A 15,533-nucleotide genomic window follows, 5' to 3' on the forward strand; every position below is an offset into this window, starting at 1 on the left:
TTATACCCCGATAATTTATTTCTATCCTATATTTTGCAAATACAATGCCAATTATTTTTATTTAAATAATAAGATTAAAAATCATATATTTAATTGAAAATTTAAAATTAAAATCAGAATATAAACTTTTCTTGATGTTTCTATGAAACTCAAGTATGTTTCAATGAAACGATTGTGAAACATATAAAATGGCAAAGCTAAATTTTGAGTCAGAACAAGATTTTTATATTTTATTTGAGCAACTTAAGGCTTTATTCCCAAATGCGAGTCTGTTTTTAGCAGACACAACGACTCACGCAATTCACTATAAATTTAACACAGATGACATTTCTGTTGAGAGCATGGCAGCGCTTACTCAAGATCATCACAATCAATATCTCGAAATCAATACTCCTAAAATGAGAAAGCGATTTATCTATCAAGAACATGATATTTATATTGCCGAGCATCGGATTATTGGGAAGCTACATATTTTACAGCCGATAAGCAATGAAAATGACATTACAGAACCGTTAGAAATAACAGAGCAATTGAAAGACTTAGCCAAAGTTTTTAATAGCTGCTCACCAGAAATGGCTCGTATGTTTTCGATTATTCAAAGAGTAGCTATTACTGAGTTTCCAGTGCTTGTCCGCGGTGAATCTGGCAGTGGTAAAGAATTGGTAGCAAAAGCCATTCACGATTATAGCCAGCGCAAGAACAAAATTTTTGTAGCGATTAACTGTGCTGCTCTCAATGCAAATATTTTAGAAAGTGAGCTGTTTGGACATGTAAAAGGTGCTTTCACGGGAGCAATTCGTGATCATAAAGGCGTGTTTGAACGTGCCGCTGGTGGAACACTTTTTCTGGATGAAATTGCCGAGATTCCTTTAGAGCTTCAGGCTAAATTATTACGAGTGTTAGAAACAGGTGAGTTTACTCCAGTGGGTGGTGAAAAACCGATTCAGGCCAATGTCCGAATTATTACTGCAACACATAAAGCTTTACGCGAAGAAGCTAAAGCTGGACGGTTCCGTCATGATTTACTTTACCGTTTACGCGTAATTCCAATTTTTATACCGCCACTCAGAGAACGAAAAGTCGATATTCCACTCATTGTCGATCAGATTTTAAAAGAAAGCTCAACTCAACTCGACACCATGCCTCGTCATGTCAATCAAAAAGCCATGCAAGTTCTTTTAAATTATGACTGGCCAGGAAATGTTCGTGAGCTTAAAAACACCCTACTTTATGCGTTAACGATGGCAAATGGTAAGGATGAGATTGAAGTTGAAGACTTACCAAATGAACTTTTAAATGCTGACGATTACGTTAAATTGCCTGAGACAAATACCGAGCTTAGTCCAGAAAATGTGCAAGCTGCTTTAGAAAAATATGACCATAACCTGAATATGGTTGCTAATATTTTTGGTATTAGCCGTACAACGCTTTGGCGTTATAGACAAAAACATAAGCTTTAGCTAGGTATTTGTTAGATCTAAGGCGTATCATATTGCAGTTGGTTAGATCCATTAAATTCAAAGGCTTTCTATGATTGTTCGCGATAAAAGCAACGTTTTTAAACTCTTATTTGCATGGAAAGGAACTGTTCTACCCAAGGTCTTGCCAGCATTAAGTTTTGTTGTATTTATTTCAGCATGTGTAGTTTGGCTTTCCTATTATCATTGGATTCAAATTCCTACTGTACCCGCAATTGGATTTACAATCTTTGGTGTGATTCTTTCCATTTGTACGGGTTTTAGAAATAACGCCTGTTATGACCGTTGGTGGGAAGGCCGCAAACTTTGGGGTGCATTAATTGCTAATGCCAGACATATTGTTAGAGACAGCCATATTCTCACCAATGAACAACGTGAACATTTAATTCATCAGGTCTTAATTTTTAGTAATTTACTACGTGATCGACTGCGCCAGCAAACCGCTGAGCCGACCAAATTTCTTGAACATGCTTATTTAAATAACTCTTCACTCGATTATTTAAATGATCATATTAATGCACCGCAGTTTGTACTCGAAAACATTCAAAAAGATTTAGTTAAAATACTAAAAGACGGCGAAATTAGTGACATTATCTATAGCACGCTAAATCGACATATTATTGAGTTAGGCAATATTCAAGCGGGTTGTGACCGTATTGCTGGTACACCTTTACCCTACTCTTATTCTGTACTTTTACATCGCGCTGTTTATTGTTTCTGTTTCATATTACCGTTTAGCCTTGAAGCAGCTTTAGGTATTTGGACACCGCTTATTGTTGGCTTAATCGCTTATATGTTTTTAGGGCTAGATGCTTTAAGTGCTCAAATTGAAGAACCTTTTGGTTTGCAAGAAAATGATTTACCGCTCGATTCTATTGTACGTTTGATTGAGCGAGAATCTTTAAGCTCTTTAGGACAGCCATTACCTCCTATTATTGAAGCCAAAAACAACAATTTACTTTAATAAAAAAGAGCGATGATTCGCTCTTTTTTACATGTTTAAGTTTCTATTTAGGGTTGTACAATAATCTTAACTGCCGACTCATTATTATGAATTAAGGTTTCAAAACCTTGTGAAATCAAATCATCCAGTTGAATACGCTGCGTAATAAAAGGTTCAAGATTTATTTTACCTTCTTCAACCAGTTTGATCGTCTCCTGATGGTCATTTACATAGGCAATTGTGCCTCGTACATCAAGCTCTTTCATTACCACACTATGCACATTAATTGATGCTGGATGGCTCCAAATCGAAACTATGACAATCACACCAGTTGGTTTCACTGCTGCAACTAAAGTATCTAATACCTTGTTAACGCTACTACATTCAAATGCGACATCGACACCATCGCCATTGGTAATTTTCATAACCTCAGAAATAACATCAACTTCTGAGGGGTCTAAAATATAATCTGCGACTCCCGACTCTTTGGCTTTTTCTTTACGTTTGGCACTTAATTCGGTAATGATGACTTTAAGACCTTTCGCTTTTAAAATTGCCGAAAGCAATAAACCAATTGGCCCAGCACCGCCAACCAGTGCAATATTACCAGCCTTTGCACCACTACGCACGAAAGCATGGTGACCCACCGATAACGGTTCAATTAAGGCTGCCTGATCCAGTGGAATTTTATTGGAAATTGGGTGTACCCAACGGCGTTTAACTGCAATTTTTTCCGATAAACCACCACCACGACCACCTAAACCAATAAAGTTCATATTTTTGGAAAGATGATAATTATCGTCCGGTCCAGTCGGTACATCATCAGCCACAATATAAGGCTCTACCACCACATGTTGACCAATTTCAATATCATCAACACCTTCACCTACAGCATAGACAACACCTGAAAACTCATGGCCCATGGTAATCGGCGCAGATTCGCCTGAAATAGGATGTGGATGTCCACATGGTGGAATAAAAATTGGCCCTTCCATAAATTCGTGCAAATCTGTACCACAGATTCCACACCAAGCTACCTTAATACCTACAGTGCCGGGACTGACTTCTGGTTCAGGGATATCTTCAATACGAATATCGCCTCTGTCATAAAAACGCGCTGCTTTCATTATTATCTCCCTCAAATCAGGATGTTGTTTTAGCGATAGACTATTCCACCGTCCGTTAAAATGGATTGACCCGTAATATAGTCTGAATCTTCACTTGCCAGAAAAGCAACTAATGCAGCCACATCATCTGGTGTTTGGGCTCTACCTAAAGCAATGCCTTCTACATACTTTTTATAAGTTTCACCTATAGTAGCACCAGTAATTTCAGCAAAACGTTTATCAATTTCAACCCACATGTCTGTTCCGACAATTCCGGGGCAATATCCATTTACCGTAATACCATGACTGGCATATTCTTTTGCCGCAGCTTGCGTAAGTGCTCGTACCGCAAATTTGGTTGCCGAGTAAATACCGAGTAAAGCAAAACCATCATGGCCTGCAATTGAGCAAGCATTAATGATTTTACCTTTATGTTGGCGTTGCTTAAATTTTGCAGCAGCCGCCTGAATACCCCACAGCACTCCACCAATATTGATATCAACAATTTTTTGAAATTCATCAGGTGTGATTTCCGCAATCGCCTGAACTTGAGCAATTCCAGCGTTATTAATCATGACATCAAACCCACCAAGTGTCTGCTCAGCATGATTTATAGCGGCATACACTTGCTCTCGGTCACTTACATCAGCAATAAATGTGCTCGCATTTACACCTAAAGCCTGAATTTCCTGCTGCACATCGTTCAGTCGATCTTGTTTCATATCCACTAATGCAATATGTGCCCCTTCTTGCGCCAAGCGCAGGGCAATCCCACGGCCAATGCCTTGAGCTGCCCCCGTCACTAAAACGACTTTATTTTTTAATCCCTTAACCATGTTCAACTCCTGTAAATGCAGAATTTCTACATATGAATCGCTCGTTGCATTGAAGCTAGAATGGATTCATGCATAGCTTCTGATAATGTTGGATGCGGGAAAATCACTTGAGCTAAACTTTCATCAGTTGCTTCAAGATATTTGGCAATCGCAAAGCCTTGGATATGTTCGGTTACTTCATGGCCTACCATATGTGCACCAAGTAATTCACCCGTTTCAGCATGTATCACCGTTTTAACGAAACCTGACGCATCTCCAATTGCCAAAGCTTTGCCGTTTGCAGTTAAAGAAAACTTACCGATTCGTATAGGTAGATTCTGAGCTTTTGCTGCATTTTCCGTTAAACCAATACTCGCCACTTGTGGATGTGTAAAAATACAACCCGGTATCTGACTACGGTCGAGTGAATGGACGTTTAGCACACCAGCGATTTTCTCGACACATATCATGGCTTCATGGCTTGCTTTGTGGGCAAGACACGGTACTCCAGCCACATCGCCAATCGCATAAAGCCCTGCTACATTGGTTTTACAATAGTCATCAATTGCCACAAAACCTTGTGGATTCAGTTCTACACCTAAACGTTCTAGTCCTAACCCTGTGGTATTCGGCTGTACACCAATTGCCGAAAGCACACGGTCAAAAACAAGCGTTTGAACGTCATTTGCCGTTTCAATTACACAGTGGACTTGATCATTTTCAATTTGAATACTTTGAACGACAGCGTCGGTTAAGACCTTCATTCCTTTTTGTTCAAACTGTTTTCTGACAAATTGAGCTACTTCCGCATCTTCAGTCGGTAAAATTTGCTTGGCTAAATCAATAAGCGTGACCTGACATCCCAAATCTTGATAAAGGCTAGCAAACTCACTACCAATTGCACCTGAACCTACAACCAGTAAACTTTTCGGTAACTGCTCTGGAACAAGAGCCTCTTTATAGCTCCAGACATAGGTTCCATCGACAGGAAGCTGAGGAACATGTCGAGCTTTAGCTCCAGTTGCCAAAATAATATGCGGTGCACTCAAAGCCTGACTTTTACCTTGAGCATCTGTCACTTCAAGTTTTTCTTTAGCCGTAAGTTGAGCACGGCCATTAAGCACTGTCACATGATTCTTTTTCAGCAGGTAGTCGATGCCTTGTACTAACTGAGCTGACACTTGTCGACTATGTTGCACAAGCTTTTGAATATCAAAATCGAGTTGAGATACCTGAAAACCAAACTGTCCGGCATGTTTAAACTGGTTTGCAAGCTCAGCCCCTGCAAGCAAAGCTTTAGTTGGAATACAGCCCCAATTTAGACAAATTCCGCCTAAATGTTGCTCTTCTACAATTGCGGTTTTTAACCCGAGCTGGGCTGCACGAATTGCAGCCACATACCCACCCGGTCCCGCGCCAATCACAATTAAATCAAATTGAGTTTCTGACATGCGGATTCTCCTACACCAAAATTAAAGCAGGGTTTTCAACAAACTGCTTAAAGCTGGCCAAGAATTTCGCCCCAACTGCGCCATCAATGACTCGGTGATCACATGACAATGTCGCTGTGACAATCTCACGAACCACTACATTGCCATTTTCAACAACAGCACGTGATTCAGAAGCACCTAATGCCATAATTGCACCTTGCGGTGGATTAATAATGGCGTCGAACTGTTTAATGCCTAACATTCCTAAATTTGAAATGCTAAAGCTACCGCCCTGAAACTCGTCAGGTTGTAACTTGCCAGTCTTAGCACGGGTTGCCAAATCACGCATGTCATCGGAAATCTGTGCTAACGACTTCTGATTTGCTGCTTTTACAATCGGTGTAATTAAACCGTTTGGAATCGCTACAGCCACCGAAATATCCGCTTGAGAGAACTGTAAAATTGATTGAGTCGCCTCATCAAATTGAACATTCACCTCAGGTACTTTAATCAGCGCCGCTGCTGCTGCCTTAATGAGCATGTCATTAATAGAAAGTTTCACTTGTGGAACAGTCTCATTAATCTGCTTACGTAAATTTTGCAAAGCTTCTACGTTTAGATCGACCACTAAGCGAAAATGTGGTGCATTACGTTTTGCAGCCTGTAGCCTTGAAGCAATCGCCTTACGCATCCCATTCATCGCTACAGTAGTAACGGTCGATTGTTGTTGAACAGCACATTGAGTAGATTGTTCATTTACCGATGCAGGGTTATCACGATAGTAAACCGCTTCAACATCTTCTTTACAGACCCGACCACGAGTACCTGAAACACGGCAGTCATTTAGATTGATGCCCCATTGCTTTGCTAAACGGCGTGCTACAGGTGTCGCTAAAACTTGGCTATCATCGGCAGTAGATTTAACCACTTTAGCTTGAGTTTGCTGCTTAACATCAGGCCATTGACCACCAGCAGCTTGTACAGCTTTCTGGATGTCTTGAACACTAATACGTCCTTCACGACCAGAACCTGTGACTTTTGCCAAGTTTACATTGTGCTTTTCTGCAAGCTTTAACGCATGTGGTGTTGCAAACAAATCATCAGGTGTTTGATAGCCTTGTAATGGCTCTGGTACAGCGTAGTCACCTTTAGCTACCTTTGCAGGCGCTGGAGCGCTAGCTGTTGAAGTCTGTGGTTGTTCTGTTTTTTCAACAACAGGTGCAGATGTTTCCGCCTTACTTTGCTCCGAAGGTGCTTCCGGGGCTTTAGGTGCTGAACCACCTAGTGATGCAATAAACTTTTCAACTTCTGCATCAGAAACTTCACTTTCAGCACATACAGCAATAAGTCCACCGACGGGTAAAGTATCCCCGTCTTTTGCTAAAATTTTACGGAGCGTTCCAGCAAAAGGCGCTTCTAATACATTGACGATTTTTGTGGTTTCAATTTCACAAATTTCATCGCCCTTATTAAAGCTATCACCCTCTTTAATCAACCATTGGGCGATCGTGCCTTCTTCCATGGATAATCCCCATTTCGGGATCTCCAGCGTTTTAATTTCGCTCATCCTAAGCCTCCAATGTTTTTCGCACAGCTTGCTCAATACGCTCTACACTTGGAATCCATTCTTTTTCTAAAACTGGAGAGAATGGAACAGGCGTATGTGGTGGCGTTACGAGTTCAACAGGTGCTTTCAAATAATGGAAACCTTTTTGGGCGATTAGTGCAGCCACATCATGACCAAAACCACAGCGTGCTGCTGATTCATCCACAATAACCACACGCCCAGTCGATGCAACAGACTCTAAAATTCCTTCTTCATCCAGAGGTGAAATCGTACGAGGGTCTACCACCTCAACCGAAATACCATCTTTTGCCAGTTTGTCTGCTACTTCATTGGCGCGGTGTACCATCAGGCCTAAAGCAATAATGGTCACGTCTGTTCCTTCACGGGTGTAATTTGCTACACCAAAAGGAATGGTATAGGCATCATCTGGAACTTCGCCTTTAATGTCATAGAGCATTTTATGTTCGCAGAACACCACTGGGTCGTCATCACGAATAGCCTGAATTAACAGCCCTTTCACATCATATGGGCTAGATGGAACTACAACTTTTAAGCCCGGAACCGCGGCAAATACGTTATATGGTGACTGAGAATGCTGAGCTGCCGCAGAAAAACCTGCGCCAATCATGCCACGTACAACCATGGGTGCTTTTGCTTTTCCACCGAACATATAACGGAATTTAGCAGCTTGGTTATAGAGCATGTCATGACACACGCCGTAGAAATCCATAAACATTAAATCGGCAACAGGACGTAAACCTGTTGCAGCAGCACCAGCGGCCATACCGATAATTGCAGACTCGGTAATTGGCGTATCAATAACACGTTCCGAACCAAATTCTGTCCATAAGCCTTTGGTTACGCCCAATACACCACCGAAACCTTCTAACTGATTTTCTTCAGTATTTTTACCGCCGTGCCCACCACGAACATCTTCACCAACAACAAATACGGTTGGATCACGGCGCATTTCTGATTCAATGGCTTCTTTAATTGCATTACGAAAACTTTTATTTGGCATCTTTACTATTCCTTTAGTAAGAGACATAGACGTCAGTAAGGAGTTGTTCTGGTTTTGGGTATGCCGCAGCACGGGCTTTAGCAACGGCATCATCAACATTTGCCTTTGAAGCTGCATCAATCTCGTCTAGTTTGGCTTCATCAATTTTGCCTTTGACTTTCTCACGGAAAATTTTCAAAGGATCTTTATTTTCTTTAATGAACTCGACTTCTTCTTTAGAACGAATCAAGCCAGGGTCACCTTCAAAGTGGCCATAAAAACGGTTTGTAATGGTTTCAATCACGCTCGGACCTTCACCACGGCGTGCACGTTCAATGGCAGTTTGAGCGGCTTCATAGACAGCAAAGAAGTCTGTACCGTCAACTTTAACTGCTGGTAAACCAAAGCCTGCTGCACGACCAGCAATATCTTTGCTTCCTACTGCGTAATCATGACCAGTACCTTCACCAAAACCGTTATTTTCAAAAACGAAAATTACTGGAAGTTTAAGAACAACAGCCATGTTCATCGCTTCAAAAGTAAGGCCTTGGTTTGAGCCACCGTCACCTGTAAAAGACAGTCCGACGCCACCAGTCTTTAACGTTTTCGCTGTCAAAGCTGCACCAATTGCTAAAGGAGGTCCACCACCCACAATCCCGTTGGCACCGAGCATACCTTTATCTAAATCGGCAATATGCATAGAACCGCCTTTTCCGCGGCACAGCCCGTCATCTTTACCAAAAATTTCCAGCATCATGGCGTGAATGTCACAGCCTTTTGCAATACAGTGTCCATGTCCACGATGTGTTGAAGTGATATAGTCTTTGTCGGTTAAGTTCTCACAAATCCCGACTGCTACAGCTTCTTCTCCGCTATATAAGTGAATAAAGCCTGGAATATCACCATTGGTATTTTCTTCATGAAGTCGATCTTCAAATTCACGAATATCACGCATGCGCTTATATGCTGCGAGTAATTGCTCTTCCGTTAATTGCATATCCTTTTCCTTTATTATCTTGATTATTAAAAATCAACCAAGTTTCAGCGAGTCTTATATATTTCGCTATAAATAATAAAGCTCAATTTAATTTAATATGCTATTAGACTAAAAAGTTTTAAATAAGTTTTTTAGCTATTATTTTTTATTTTTCACAAACTTAACCAGCAAAAATAAAATTAAAATATTTTAATAAATTTCATATGATTGCAAAACAAACCTTTAACCAACCTTTATTAATTTATAATATTTGCTGTGCACTATACGCATTAATAAATTCTTTATTTTTTTGTTTACATAAATAAGGTTTTTATTATAAACAGTCTAGTTGCAAATTTATTTAATATAAAATGGAATTTTATATATGGACTTAAAAAGGCAAATAGAAACAGGTATTAAATTAAGAGGAATAGATAAAGTTTCTCGTATTCCTATTAAAATTTTACCTACCGAAGAATTACCTAAAAAACCTGAATGGATTCGAGCAAAAATAACTGATTTCGAAGAAATTCAACGTATCAAAAATTTATTACGCCAACAAAAGCTACATAGTGTTTGTGAAGAAGCCGCATGTCCAAATCTACCTGAATGTTTTGGTGGTGGTACGGCAACATTTATGATTATGGGAGATATTTGTACAAGACGATGCCCTTTCTGCGATGTAGCTCATGGTCGTCCAATGCCTTTAGATGAAAATGAACCTAAGCATCTGGCAGAAACAGTCGCCAACCTAAACTTAAAATATGTCGTGATTACCTCTGTAGACCGCGATGATCTACACGATGGTGGTGCAGCACATTTTGTGAAGTGTATTGAAGAAATCAGAAACCGTTGTCCAGACACGCTGATTGAAATTTTAGTTCCAGACTTTCGTGGTCGTTTAGAAACTGCACTTTCGACATTAAGTTTATCGCCACCCGACGTGTTTAATCATAATATTGAGACAGTACCGCGTTTATATAGAGCGATGCGCCCTGGTTCGGACTATCAGCATTCGTTAAATTTATTAAAACGTTTTAAGAAATACTGTCCAGATATTAAAACCAAATGCGGTCTGATGGTTGGATTAGGAGAAATTGAGGCTGAGGTGCTTGCTCTACTCAATGATTTAAAAGATCACGATGTAGATTTAATCACTATTGGGCAATATCTACAGCCCTCAAAGTCACATGCCCCTATTCATCGTTTTGTCCATTTAAAAGAATTTGAAAGATACACTCAGCATGGAAAGCGTTTAGGCTTTAAAAATATTTGGAGTGCACCAATGGTACGTTCTAGCTATTTTGCCGATCGGCAATACTTTGGAGAACCTGTACCGAAGCCATTTTCAAGAGAAGATGTTTTGTCTTAGCGCAATCCGAAATAACAAAACTTATCCAATTGGCTAATGGTCAAACCCATTAAAACTATTTAAGGTAAATGAAATAAGAGGAAATTGTCACAATAAGAAAGTTAAACCTGTTGAGCGGCTAAGGATACGCCATTTCAACGATAAAGGAATTTCGATATGGATATGTCAAAACAACTATTATTGCCTTCTACAGATAACCTTCCGTCTTTCTTTAGAACGGAAACAACTTCTGAAACAGCCTATTCAGTGAAAAAGCCGTCACTCGATTTAGATGCGGCCCCTATATTTGATCTTGATCAGGAATGGCAACATTCCTTATTTGGTCGTTCAATCCAAGAGTGTCATAGAAATTTGATGCATATTGCTGAAGATGCGGATATGGCAATTGGCGTGACAGATCCTCACGGTACTTTACTCTGGACATGGAGTAGTACACCTATGCGTTCATCTGCTGAACAAGTCCACTTTGTTGAAGGTGGGCAATGGTCTACTCAAGCGGTTGGTCAAAATGCAATTGGTCTTGCACTCAATACACATTCAGCAAGCTGTGTTTATTCACATGAAAACCAGATGAACAGCGTTAGAGACTGGGTCTGTTATGCAGCTCCAATCACCGATGCAAACACAGGCCAGTTTTATGGCATTATGAACTTATCAACTAAGTATCAAAAGCATAATTCACTTGGAATTTTAGCAGTTGAACGCTGTGCAGATCTTGTAAAACAAGCCATTCAACTTCATCAAAAAAACATTTTATATATTAAGGCTCTAGGCACACCTAAAGTTCAATACAATCAACATGGCTTAACACTCACGCAGCGTCAAATCGAAATATTATGTATTCTTGCCTTGTGTCCAGAAGGTATAAACTTAGAAGAACTACACTACGCTTTATATGGCGACCGCCCAGTGAGTACAACCACATTAAAATCTGAACTCTCTCAACTTCGAAACTTAATTCCAGATGTTATCGAGTCACGGCCATATAGACTCAACTGTGAAATTCAATGTGACTTTCTTATGGCTGAGCAGGCGTTAAACTTAGGGTTTACTGCAACCACTTTAACACTCTACAGAGGTAGTTTTTTAGCCAAATCAGAAAGCCCATTCTTATGCGCTTGGAGAGATTGTTTTGATGCTCGATTGAGCCATGTAATTTATCAAATTGATGATATAGATCAACTATTACGGGTAGTCAGTCGTGTGCCTGATCGAGTTGATGCCGTTGAACGCTTACTTGAATTATTACCTGAAGATACACCTTATAGAGTAAAGCTTTTAAAATTGCTTGAATAAAATAAAAGGGAGAATATTGTATAAATATTCTCCCTTTTCAAGATCAGCTTAAGCAGAAGCTTTAAGCTGTATCCTATAGCAATCATCTAAAGCCAGCTCATAATAACGCAATCCTTCTTCAGCAGCATGAAATGCTTTTTGCTGCCAATCGGGGCGGTCATTCGACAAACGTTTAATTAACTCCATGGCTTCATAAGGATGTAAATCATCATAATGCGCATGGGCACGCAACCAAGCTAAAGAGCGCTTATCAATCGTAACTTCAGGGTGATCTGTATAAGCATGAATACCTTTATAGACTTGAATAGACCAGTCACCTGTCGCCCATTCAATTGCTAAGTTGGTGGCAGCTAAACATTCAGCTAAATTACCACGATGACTCATGTTCCATAGAAAATGGTTCACCGCATTCATTGCAGCCGGCGGTCTCACGCTATCAAGCTGTTCTATAGTTAATCCAAAACCTTTAGCCCAATCACGATACCACCGCAAATGGCGTTCTTCGACTTTAATATTTTGAATTAACCAGTCTCGTGCTTCCGTTACACCTGGTTCAGCAAAAGCAGTCGCTTTAGCTAATGCACCAGCCATATATGATGGAAAGTGCGCTACTAATGGATAGAAATTAAGTAATGCATAACGGAAACTCTCTAGGCTCAATCCCCCATTGGCCATTTCAGTAAAAAACGGATGTTTACTGACTCGCTCCTTAACTGGTAAAAGATCATCCCAAAATCGCTGAGACCATTCATTATGCGCTGTAATTTCTAAATTCATTCCATATTGATTTAAAGCAGTCATTGCTAATTTTCCTATTTATATGACAGCAATCATCTGTACTTCACGGCTATAAGTCTATCCGAAAATGATAAAGATACAATCTTTAATCGACCATTTGTCATTTTTTCTCAAAGGTTTGGGGTCTTTAGATAATTGTGACGCTAATCATTGAAATGTCGTGATTTTTATCACAATTAGAGAGTATAAAAATCATTACTTTTTTAAAAAATCTGTATTATTATTTTTAAATAATCCACACATTATATAACCAATACTTTTAGATGGAACTTTAATAAACCAAGTCTCATTTTATGCCAACTTCCAATATAGAGAGCATTAATTATGAAGTTGCAAGGTTCCAATATATTGGGACAGGAACAAATAGATTTATTAACCACACGCGGATTAAATTTCCTCAGGTTTCCAAAGCAACTTGAAACGATTTATCGTTTTCAATATCAAGAAGGTGCGGCCTATGAGTTTCGCTATAGAGCACCTATTATTTTAATATTATATTTATTTTTAAGCTTTGGTATATACCAAGTTTTACCGACTGAACAAGTTTTATCCTGGTTAAACTATTATTCTTGGGTGGGTATAATAGTTTTAATTGCATGGATTTTATCATTTATTAAAAAATTAAATCAGTGGTTTGATTATTATGTCGGAATTGGCTCTGCTTCCGCCGTTGCTATCACCTTTATTTTAATTAACGTTTTAGAAAATGGCCAAGATAATGTTCTTTTTCATGCAGCGATGATGTATGCAATTGTGATTATCTACGGTGCTGTAGGTATGCGCTTTTATACTGCCATTATTGCCGGATGGGTTGGTGGTTTTATTGGTATTTTAGTCAGTACTTATGTAAAAGGTGACATTGATTGGACCTTTTTAAACCGTACATATACGTTTAGTAGTTTCTTAGGGATGACCCTTGCTTACGCAACAGACCGTCAACACCGAGAAAACTATTTACAAAACTGTATGATTGAGCTCAACCGTATTGAACTTATGCAACAAGCGCAGCAGCTATCTTTGCTTTCACAACAAGATGCTTTAACTGGGCTTGCTAACCGACGTTATCTTGATGAAACACTAGATAATGAATGGCGACGTGCACTACGCCATGAGACATCACTTACTATTATGATGGTTGATATCGACTTCTTTAAGTCATATAACGACACCTTGGGCCATCTTAAGGGTGATCAGTGCTTAAGAGATATTGCTACTGCAATTTCATCTATTGCCGCTCGCAGTGGAGATTTGGTTGCTCGTTATGGTGGTGAAGAGTTTTTACTTCTTTTCCCTATGACAAACCCGCAACAGGCTCAAATTCAAGTTGAAAGATTAATGAATGCAATTAAAAAAATTGCAATTGTTCATCCATGTAGTAGCGTTTCACCATACGTAACCATTAGTGTGGGTGTGGCAACTACTGTTCCGCGTTTAAATGATTCAATTTCTGCCTTTGTTAGCCGCGCAGACCATGCACTCTATCAAGCAAAAACAAATGGTCGTAATCAATATCAAATTGCTGTAAATGAAGAACAAATTGTAGACTTAACTTAATTATCCATAATTCTATATAATTAAAAAAATTGCTATCAATAAATAAAAAGCCACATACTTTAAATTATGTGGCTTTTCTTAATTCAACCAGAGATATGACTAAGGTTCAATCGGAGCAAATGGAGGAACAACATCTGCATTTTGAGCACGATGGCGTAGGAAATGATCCATTAAAACAATAGCCAACATTGCTTCCGCAATTGGAGTTGCTCGAACGCCGACGCACGGATCATGACGGCCTTTAGTTAATACATCAGTATCTTCACGATTTAAATTAATCGTTTTCCCTGGAGTAGTAATACTTGCTGTTGGTTTTAGGGCAATCGCTACACGAATGGTTTGACCACTTGAAATACCACCCAAAATTCCACCAGCATGATTTGCTAAGAAGCCATGACTCGTCAATTCGTCACGTGTTTCATGACCAAACTGTCCAGCAACTGCAAAACCATCACCAATTTCCACACCTTTCACCGCATTAATACTCATCATTGCATGTGCAATGTCAGCATCTAAACGGTCAAAAACAGGTTCGCCCCAACCCACAGGAACTTTCTCAGCTAAAATTTCTAGTTTAGCGCCACAGCTTGTGCCTTGTTCACGTAAAGAAGTAACCAATGCTTCAAAGCGAGAAACAGCATCTACATCGCCACAGAAAAACGGATTATTTGGAACTTCATTCCAATCTAGTTTCTCGGTAACTTCATTACCAATTTGAGTGACGTGACCACGAATCAAGACACCAAATTTTTCTGCTAAATATTTCTTCGCAATAGCACCTGCTGCAACACGCATAGCAGTTTCACGAGCACTTGAACGACCGCCACCACGATAATCACGGAAACCATACTTTTGTGTATAGGTATAATCCGCATGACCCGGTCTAAAGGTTTGCGCAATATTTCCATAATCTTTCGATTTTTGGTCAGTATTACGAATGAGTAAACCAATTGGAGTACCTGTGGTTTTCCCTTCAAATACACCTGAAATAATTTCAACCTGATCAGGTTCTTTGCGTTGAGTTGCAAATTTCGATGTACCAGGCTTACGGCGGTCCAAATCTATTTGCAGATCTTCTTCAGTCAATGCAAGGCCCGGTGGCACGCCATCAACAATTGCCATTAAGCCAACACCATGTGATTCACCACATGTAGTTACACGAAAGAGTTGTCCAATAGTGTTCCCTGCCATACGTACA

At 39.6% G+C, this 15,533-nt stretch carries 13 protein-coding genes; 5 read left to right on the forward strand and 8 right to left on the reverse strand.

The window, feature by feature from the left end:
* Window positions 1-188: 188 nt before the first annotated feature.
* Window positions 189-1,460: a sigma-54 dependent transcriptional regulator gene (locus tag ABFY81_RS01895; protein WP_347912912.1), complete on the forward strand. Its 1,272-nt coding sequence runs from the start codon at window positions 189-191 to the stop codon at window positions 1,458-1,460.
* Between the two features lie 70 nt (window positions 1,461-1,530).
* The gene (locus tag ABFY81_RS01900; RefSeq protein ID WP_347912913.1) at window positions 1,531-2,442 is read left to right on the forward strand and encodes a bestrophin family protein; all 912 of its coding nucleotides are present in this window, start codon (window positions 1,531-1,533) and stop codon (window positions 2,440-2,442) included.
* A gap of 47 nt (window positions 2,443-2,489) precedes the next feature.
* Here the strand turns inward: ABFY81_RS01900 and ABFY81_RS01905 are convergent, their stop codons facing one another.
* From ABFY81_RS01905 to ABFY81_RS01930, 6 genes are read right to left on the reverse strand one after another with little or no spacing between them, the layout of a single operon-like run.
* On the reverse strand, window positions 2,490-3,548 hold the full coding sequence (locus ABFY81_RS01905) for a 2,3-butanediol dehydrogenase (protein WP_347912914.1): 1,059 nt from the start codon (window positions 3,546-3,548) through the stop codon (window positions 2,490-2,492).
* A gap of 29 nt (window positions 3,549-3,577) precedes the next feature.
* Window positions 3,578-4,363, reverse strand: coding sequence for an acetoin reductase (locus ABFY81_RS01910; protein ID WP_347912915.1), 786 nt, complete (start codon window positions 4,361-4,363; stop codon window positions 3,578-3,580).
* A gap of 26 nt (window positions 4,364-4,389) precedes the next feature.
* A complete protein-coding gene (gene lpdA, locus ABFY81_RS01915) occupies window positions 4,390-5,793 on the reverse strand; it encodes a dihydrolipoyl dehydrogenase (protein ID WP_347912916.1) in 1,404 nt (467 codons plus the stop codon).
* Between the two features lie 10 nt (window positions 5,794-5,803).
* The gene (locus ABFY81_RS01920; protein WP_347912917.1) at window positions 5,804-7,339 is read right to left on the reverse strand and encodes a 2-oxo acid dehydrogenase subunit E2; all 1,536 of its coding nucleotides are present in this window, start codon (window positions 7,337-7,339) and stop codon (window positions 5,804-5,806) included.
* Between the two features lies 1 nt (window position 7,340).
* Window positions 7,341-8,360 carry an alpha-ketoacid dehydrogenase subunit beta gene (locus ABFY81_RS01925; protein ID WP_001133053.1) on the reverse strand — a complete coding sequence of 340 codons (1,020 nt, stop codon included), beginning with the start codon at window positions 8,358-8,360 and terminating at the stop codon, window positions 7,341-7,343.
* Window positions 8,361-8,373: 13 nt separating this feature from the next.
* Window positions 8,374-9,336, reverse strand: coding sequence for a thiamine pyrophosphate-dependent dehydrogenase E1 component subunit alpha (locus tag ABFY81_RS01930; RefSeq protein WP_001177517.1), 963 nt, complete (start codon window positions 9,334-9,336; stop codon window positions 8,374-8,376).
* Between the two features lie 364 nt (window positions 9,337-9,700).
* On the opposite strand from ABFY81_RS01930, the gene lipA reads away from it, so the two are divergent.
* Both lipA and ABFY81_RS01940 read left to right on the forward strand, forming a co-directional pair.
* On the forward strand, window positions 9,701-10,687 hold the full coding sequence (gene lipA / locus ABFY81_RS01935) for a lipoyl synthase (protein WP_347912918.1): 987 nt from the start codon (window positions 9,701-9,703) through the stop codon (window positions 10,685-10,687).
* A gap of 156 nt (window positions 10,688-10,843) precedes the next feature.
* Entirely contained in the window at window positions 10,844-11,983 is a 1,140-nt protein-coding gene (locus tag ABFY81_RS01940) for a helix-turn-helix domain-containing protein (protein ID WP_019459077.1), read from the forward strand.
* Window positions 11,984-12,031: 48 nt separating this feature from the next.
* Here the strand turns inward: ABFY81_RS01940 and ABFY81_RS01945 are convergent, their stop codons facing one another.
* Window positions 12,032-12,784, reverse strand: coding sequence for an iron-containing redox enzyme family protein (locus ABFY81_RS01945; protein ID WP_019459076.1), 753 nt, complete (start codon window positions 12,782-12,784; stop codon window positions 12,032-12,034).
* A 321-nt stretch (window positions 12,785-13,105) separates the two neighbouring features.
* On the opposite strand from ABFY81_RS01945, the gene ABFY81_RS01950 reads away from it, so the two are divergent.
* On the forward strand, window positions 13,106-14,335 hold the full coding sequence (locus ABFY81_RS01950) for a GGDEF domain-containing protein (protein ID WP_347912919.1): 1,230 nt from the start codon (window positions 13,106-13,108) through the stop codon (window positions 14,333-14,335).
* 99 nt (window positions 14,336-14,434) lie between these two features.
* On the opposite strand, the gene aroC is transcribed toward ABFY81_RS01950, so the two are convergent.
* The gene (gene aroC, locus ABFY81_RS01955; protein ID WP_004701801.1) at window positions 14,435-15,526 is read right to left on the reverse strand and encodes a chorismate synthase; all 1,092 of its coding nucleotides are present in this window, start codon (window positions 15,524-15,526) and stop codon (window positions 14,435-14,437) included.
* Window positions 15,527-15,533: the final 7 nt, after the last annotated feature.

Source organism: Acinetobacter sp. WA-87, assembly GCF_039938935.1.
GTDB classification, from domain to species: Bacteria; Pseudomonadota; Gammaproteobacteria; order Pseudomonadales; family Moraxellaceae; genus Acinetobacter; species Acinetobacter seifertii.

What these genes read in the sequence shown, in the direction of transcription:
- ABFY81_RS01945 (WP_019459076.1), bottom strand. Translation starts at nt 12,784, where the DNA reads ATGACTGCTTTAAATCAATATGGAATGAATTTAGAAATTACAGCGCAT.
- lpdA (WP_347912916.1), bottom strand. Translation starts at nt 5,793, where the DNA reads ATGTCAGAAACTCAATTTGATTTAATTGTGATTGGCGCGGGACCGGGT.
- aroC (WP_004701801.1), bottom strand. Translation starts at nt 15,526, where the DNA reads ATGGCAGGGAACACTATTGGACAACTCTTTCGTGTAACTACATGTGGT.
- ABFY81_RS01905 (WP_347912914.1), bottom strand. Translation starts at nt 3,548, where the DNA reads ATGAAAGCAGCGCGTTTTTATGACAGAGGCGATATTCGTATTGAAGAT.
- lipA (WP_347912918.1), top strand. Translation starts at nt 9,701, where the DNA reads ATGGACTTAAAAAGGCAAATAGAAACAGGTATTAAATTAAGAGGAATA.
- ABFY81_RS01895 (WP_347912912.1), top strand. Translation starts at nt 189, where the DNA reads ATGGCAAAGCTAAATTTTGAGTCAGAACAAGATTTTTATATTTTATTT.
- ABFY81_RS01925 (WP_001133053.1), bottom strand. Translation starts at nt 8,360, where the DNA reads ATGCCAAATAAAAGTTTTCGTAATGCAATTAAAGAAGCCATTGAATCA.
- ABFY81_RS01920 (WP_347912917.1), bottom strand. Translation starts at nt 7,339, where the DNA reads ATGAGCGAAATTAAAACGCTGGAGATCCCGAAATGGGGATTATCCATG.
- ABFY81_RS01900 (WP_347912913.1), top strand. Translation starts at nt 1,531, where the DNA reads ATGATTGTTCGCGATAAAAGCAACGTTTTTAAACTCTTATTTGCATGG.
- ABFY81_RS01930 (WP_001177517.1), bottom strand. Translation starts at nt 9,336, where the DNA reads ATGCAATTAACGGAAGAGCAATTACTCGCAGCATATAAGCGCATGCGT.
- ABFY81_RS01950 (WP_347912919.1), top strand. Translation starts at nt 13,106, where the DNA reads ATGAAGTTGCAAGGTTCCAATATATTGGGACAGGAACAAATAGATTTA.
- ABFY81_RS01910 (WP_347912915.1), bottom strand. Translation starts at nt 4,363, where the DNA reads ATGGTTAAGGGATTAAAAAATAAAGTCGTTTTAGTGACGGGGGCAGCT.
- ABFY81_RS01940 (WP_019459077.1), top strand. Translation starts at nt 10,844, where the DNA reads ATGGATATGTCAAAACAACTATTATTGCCTTCTACAGATAACCTTCCG.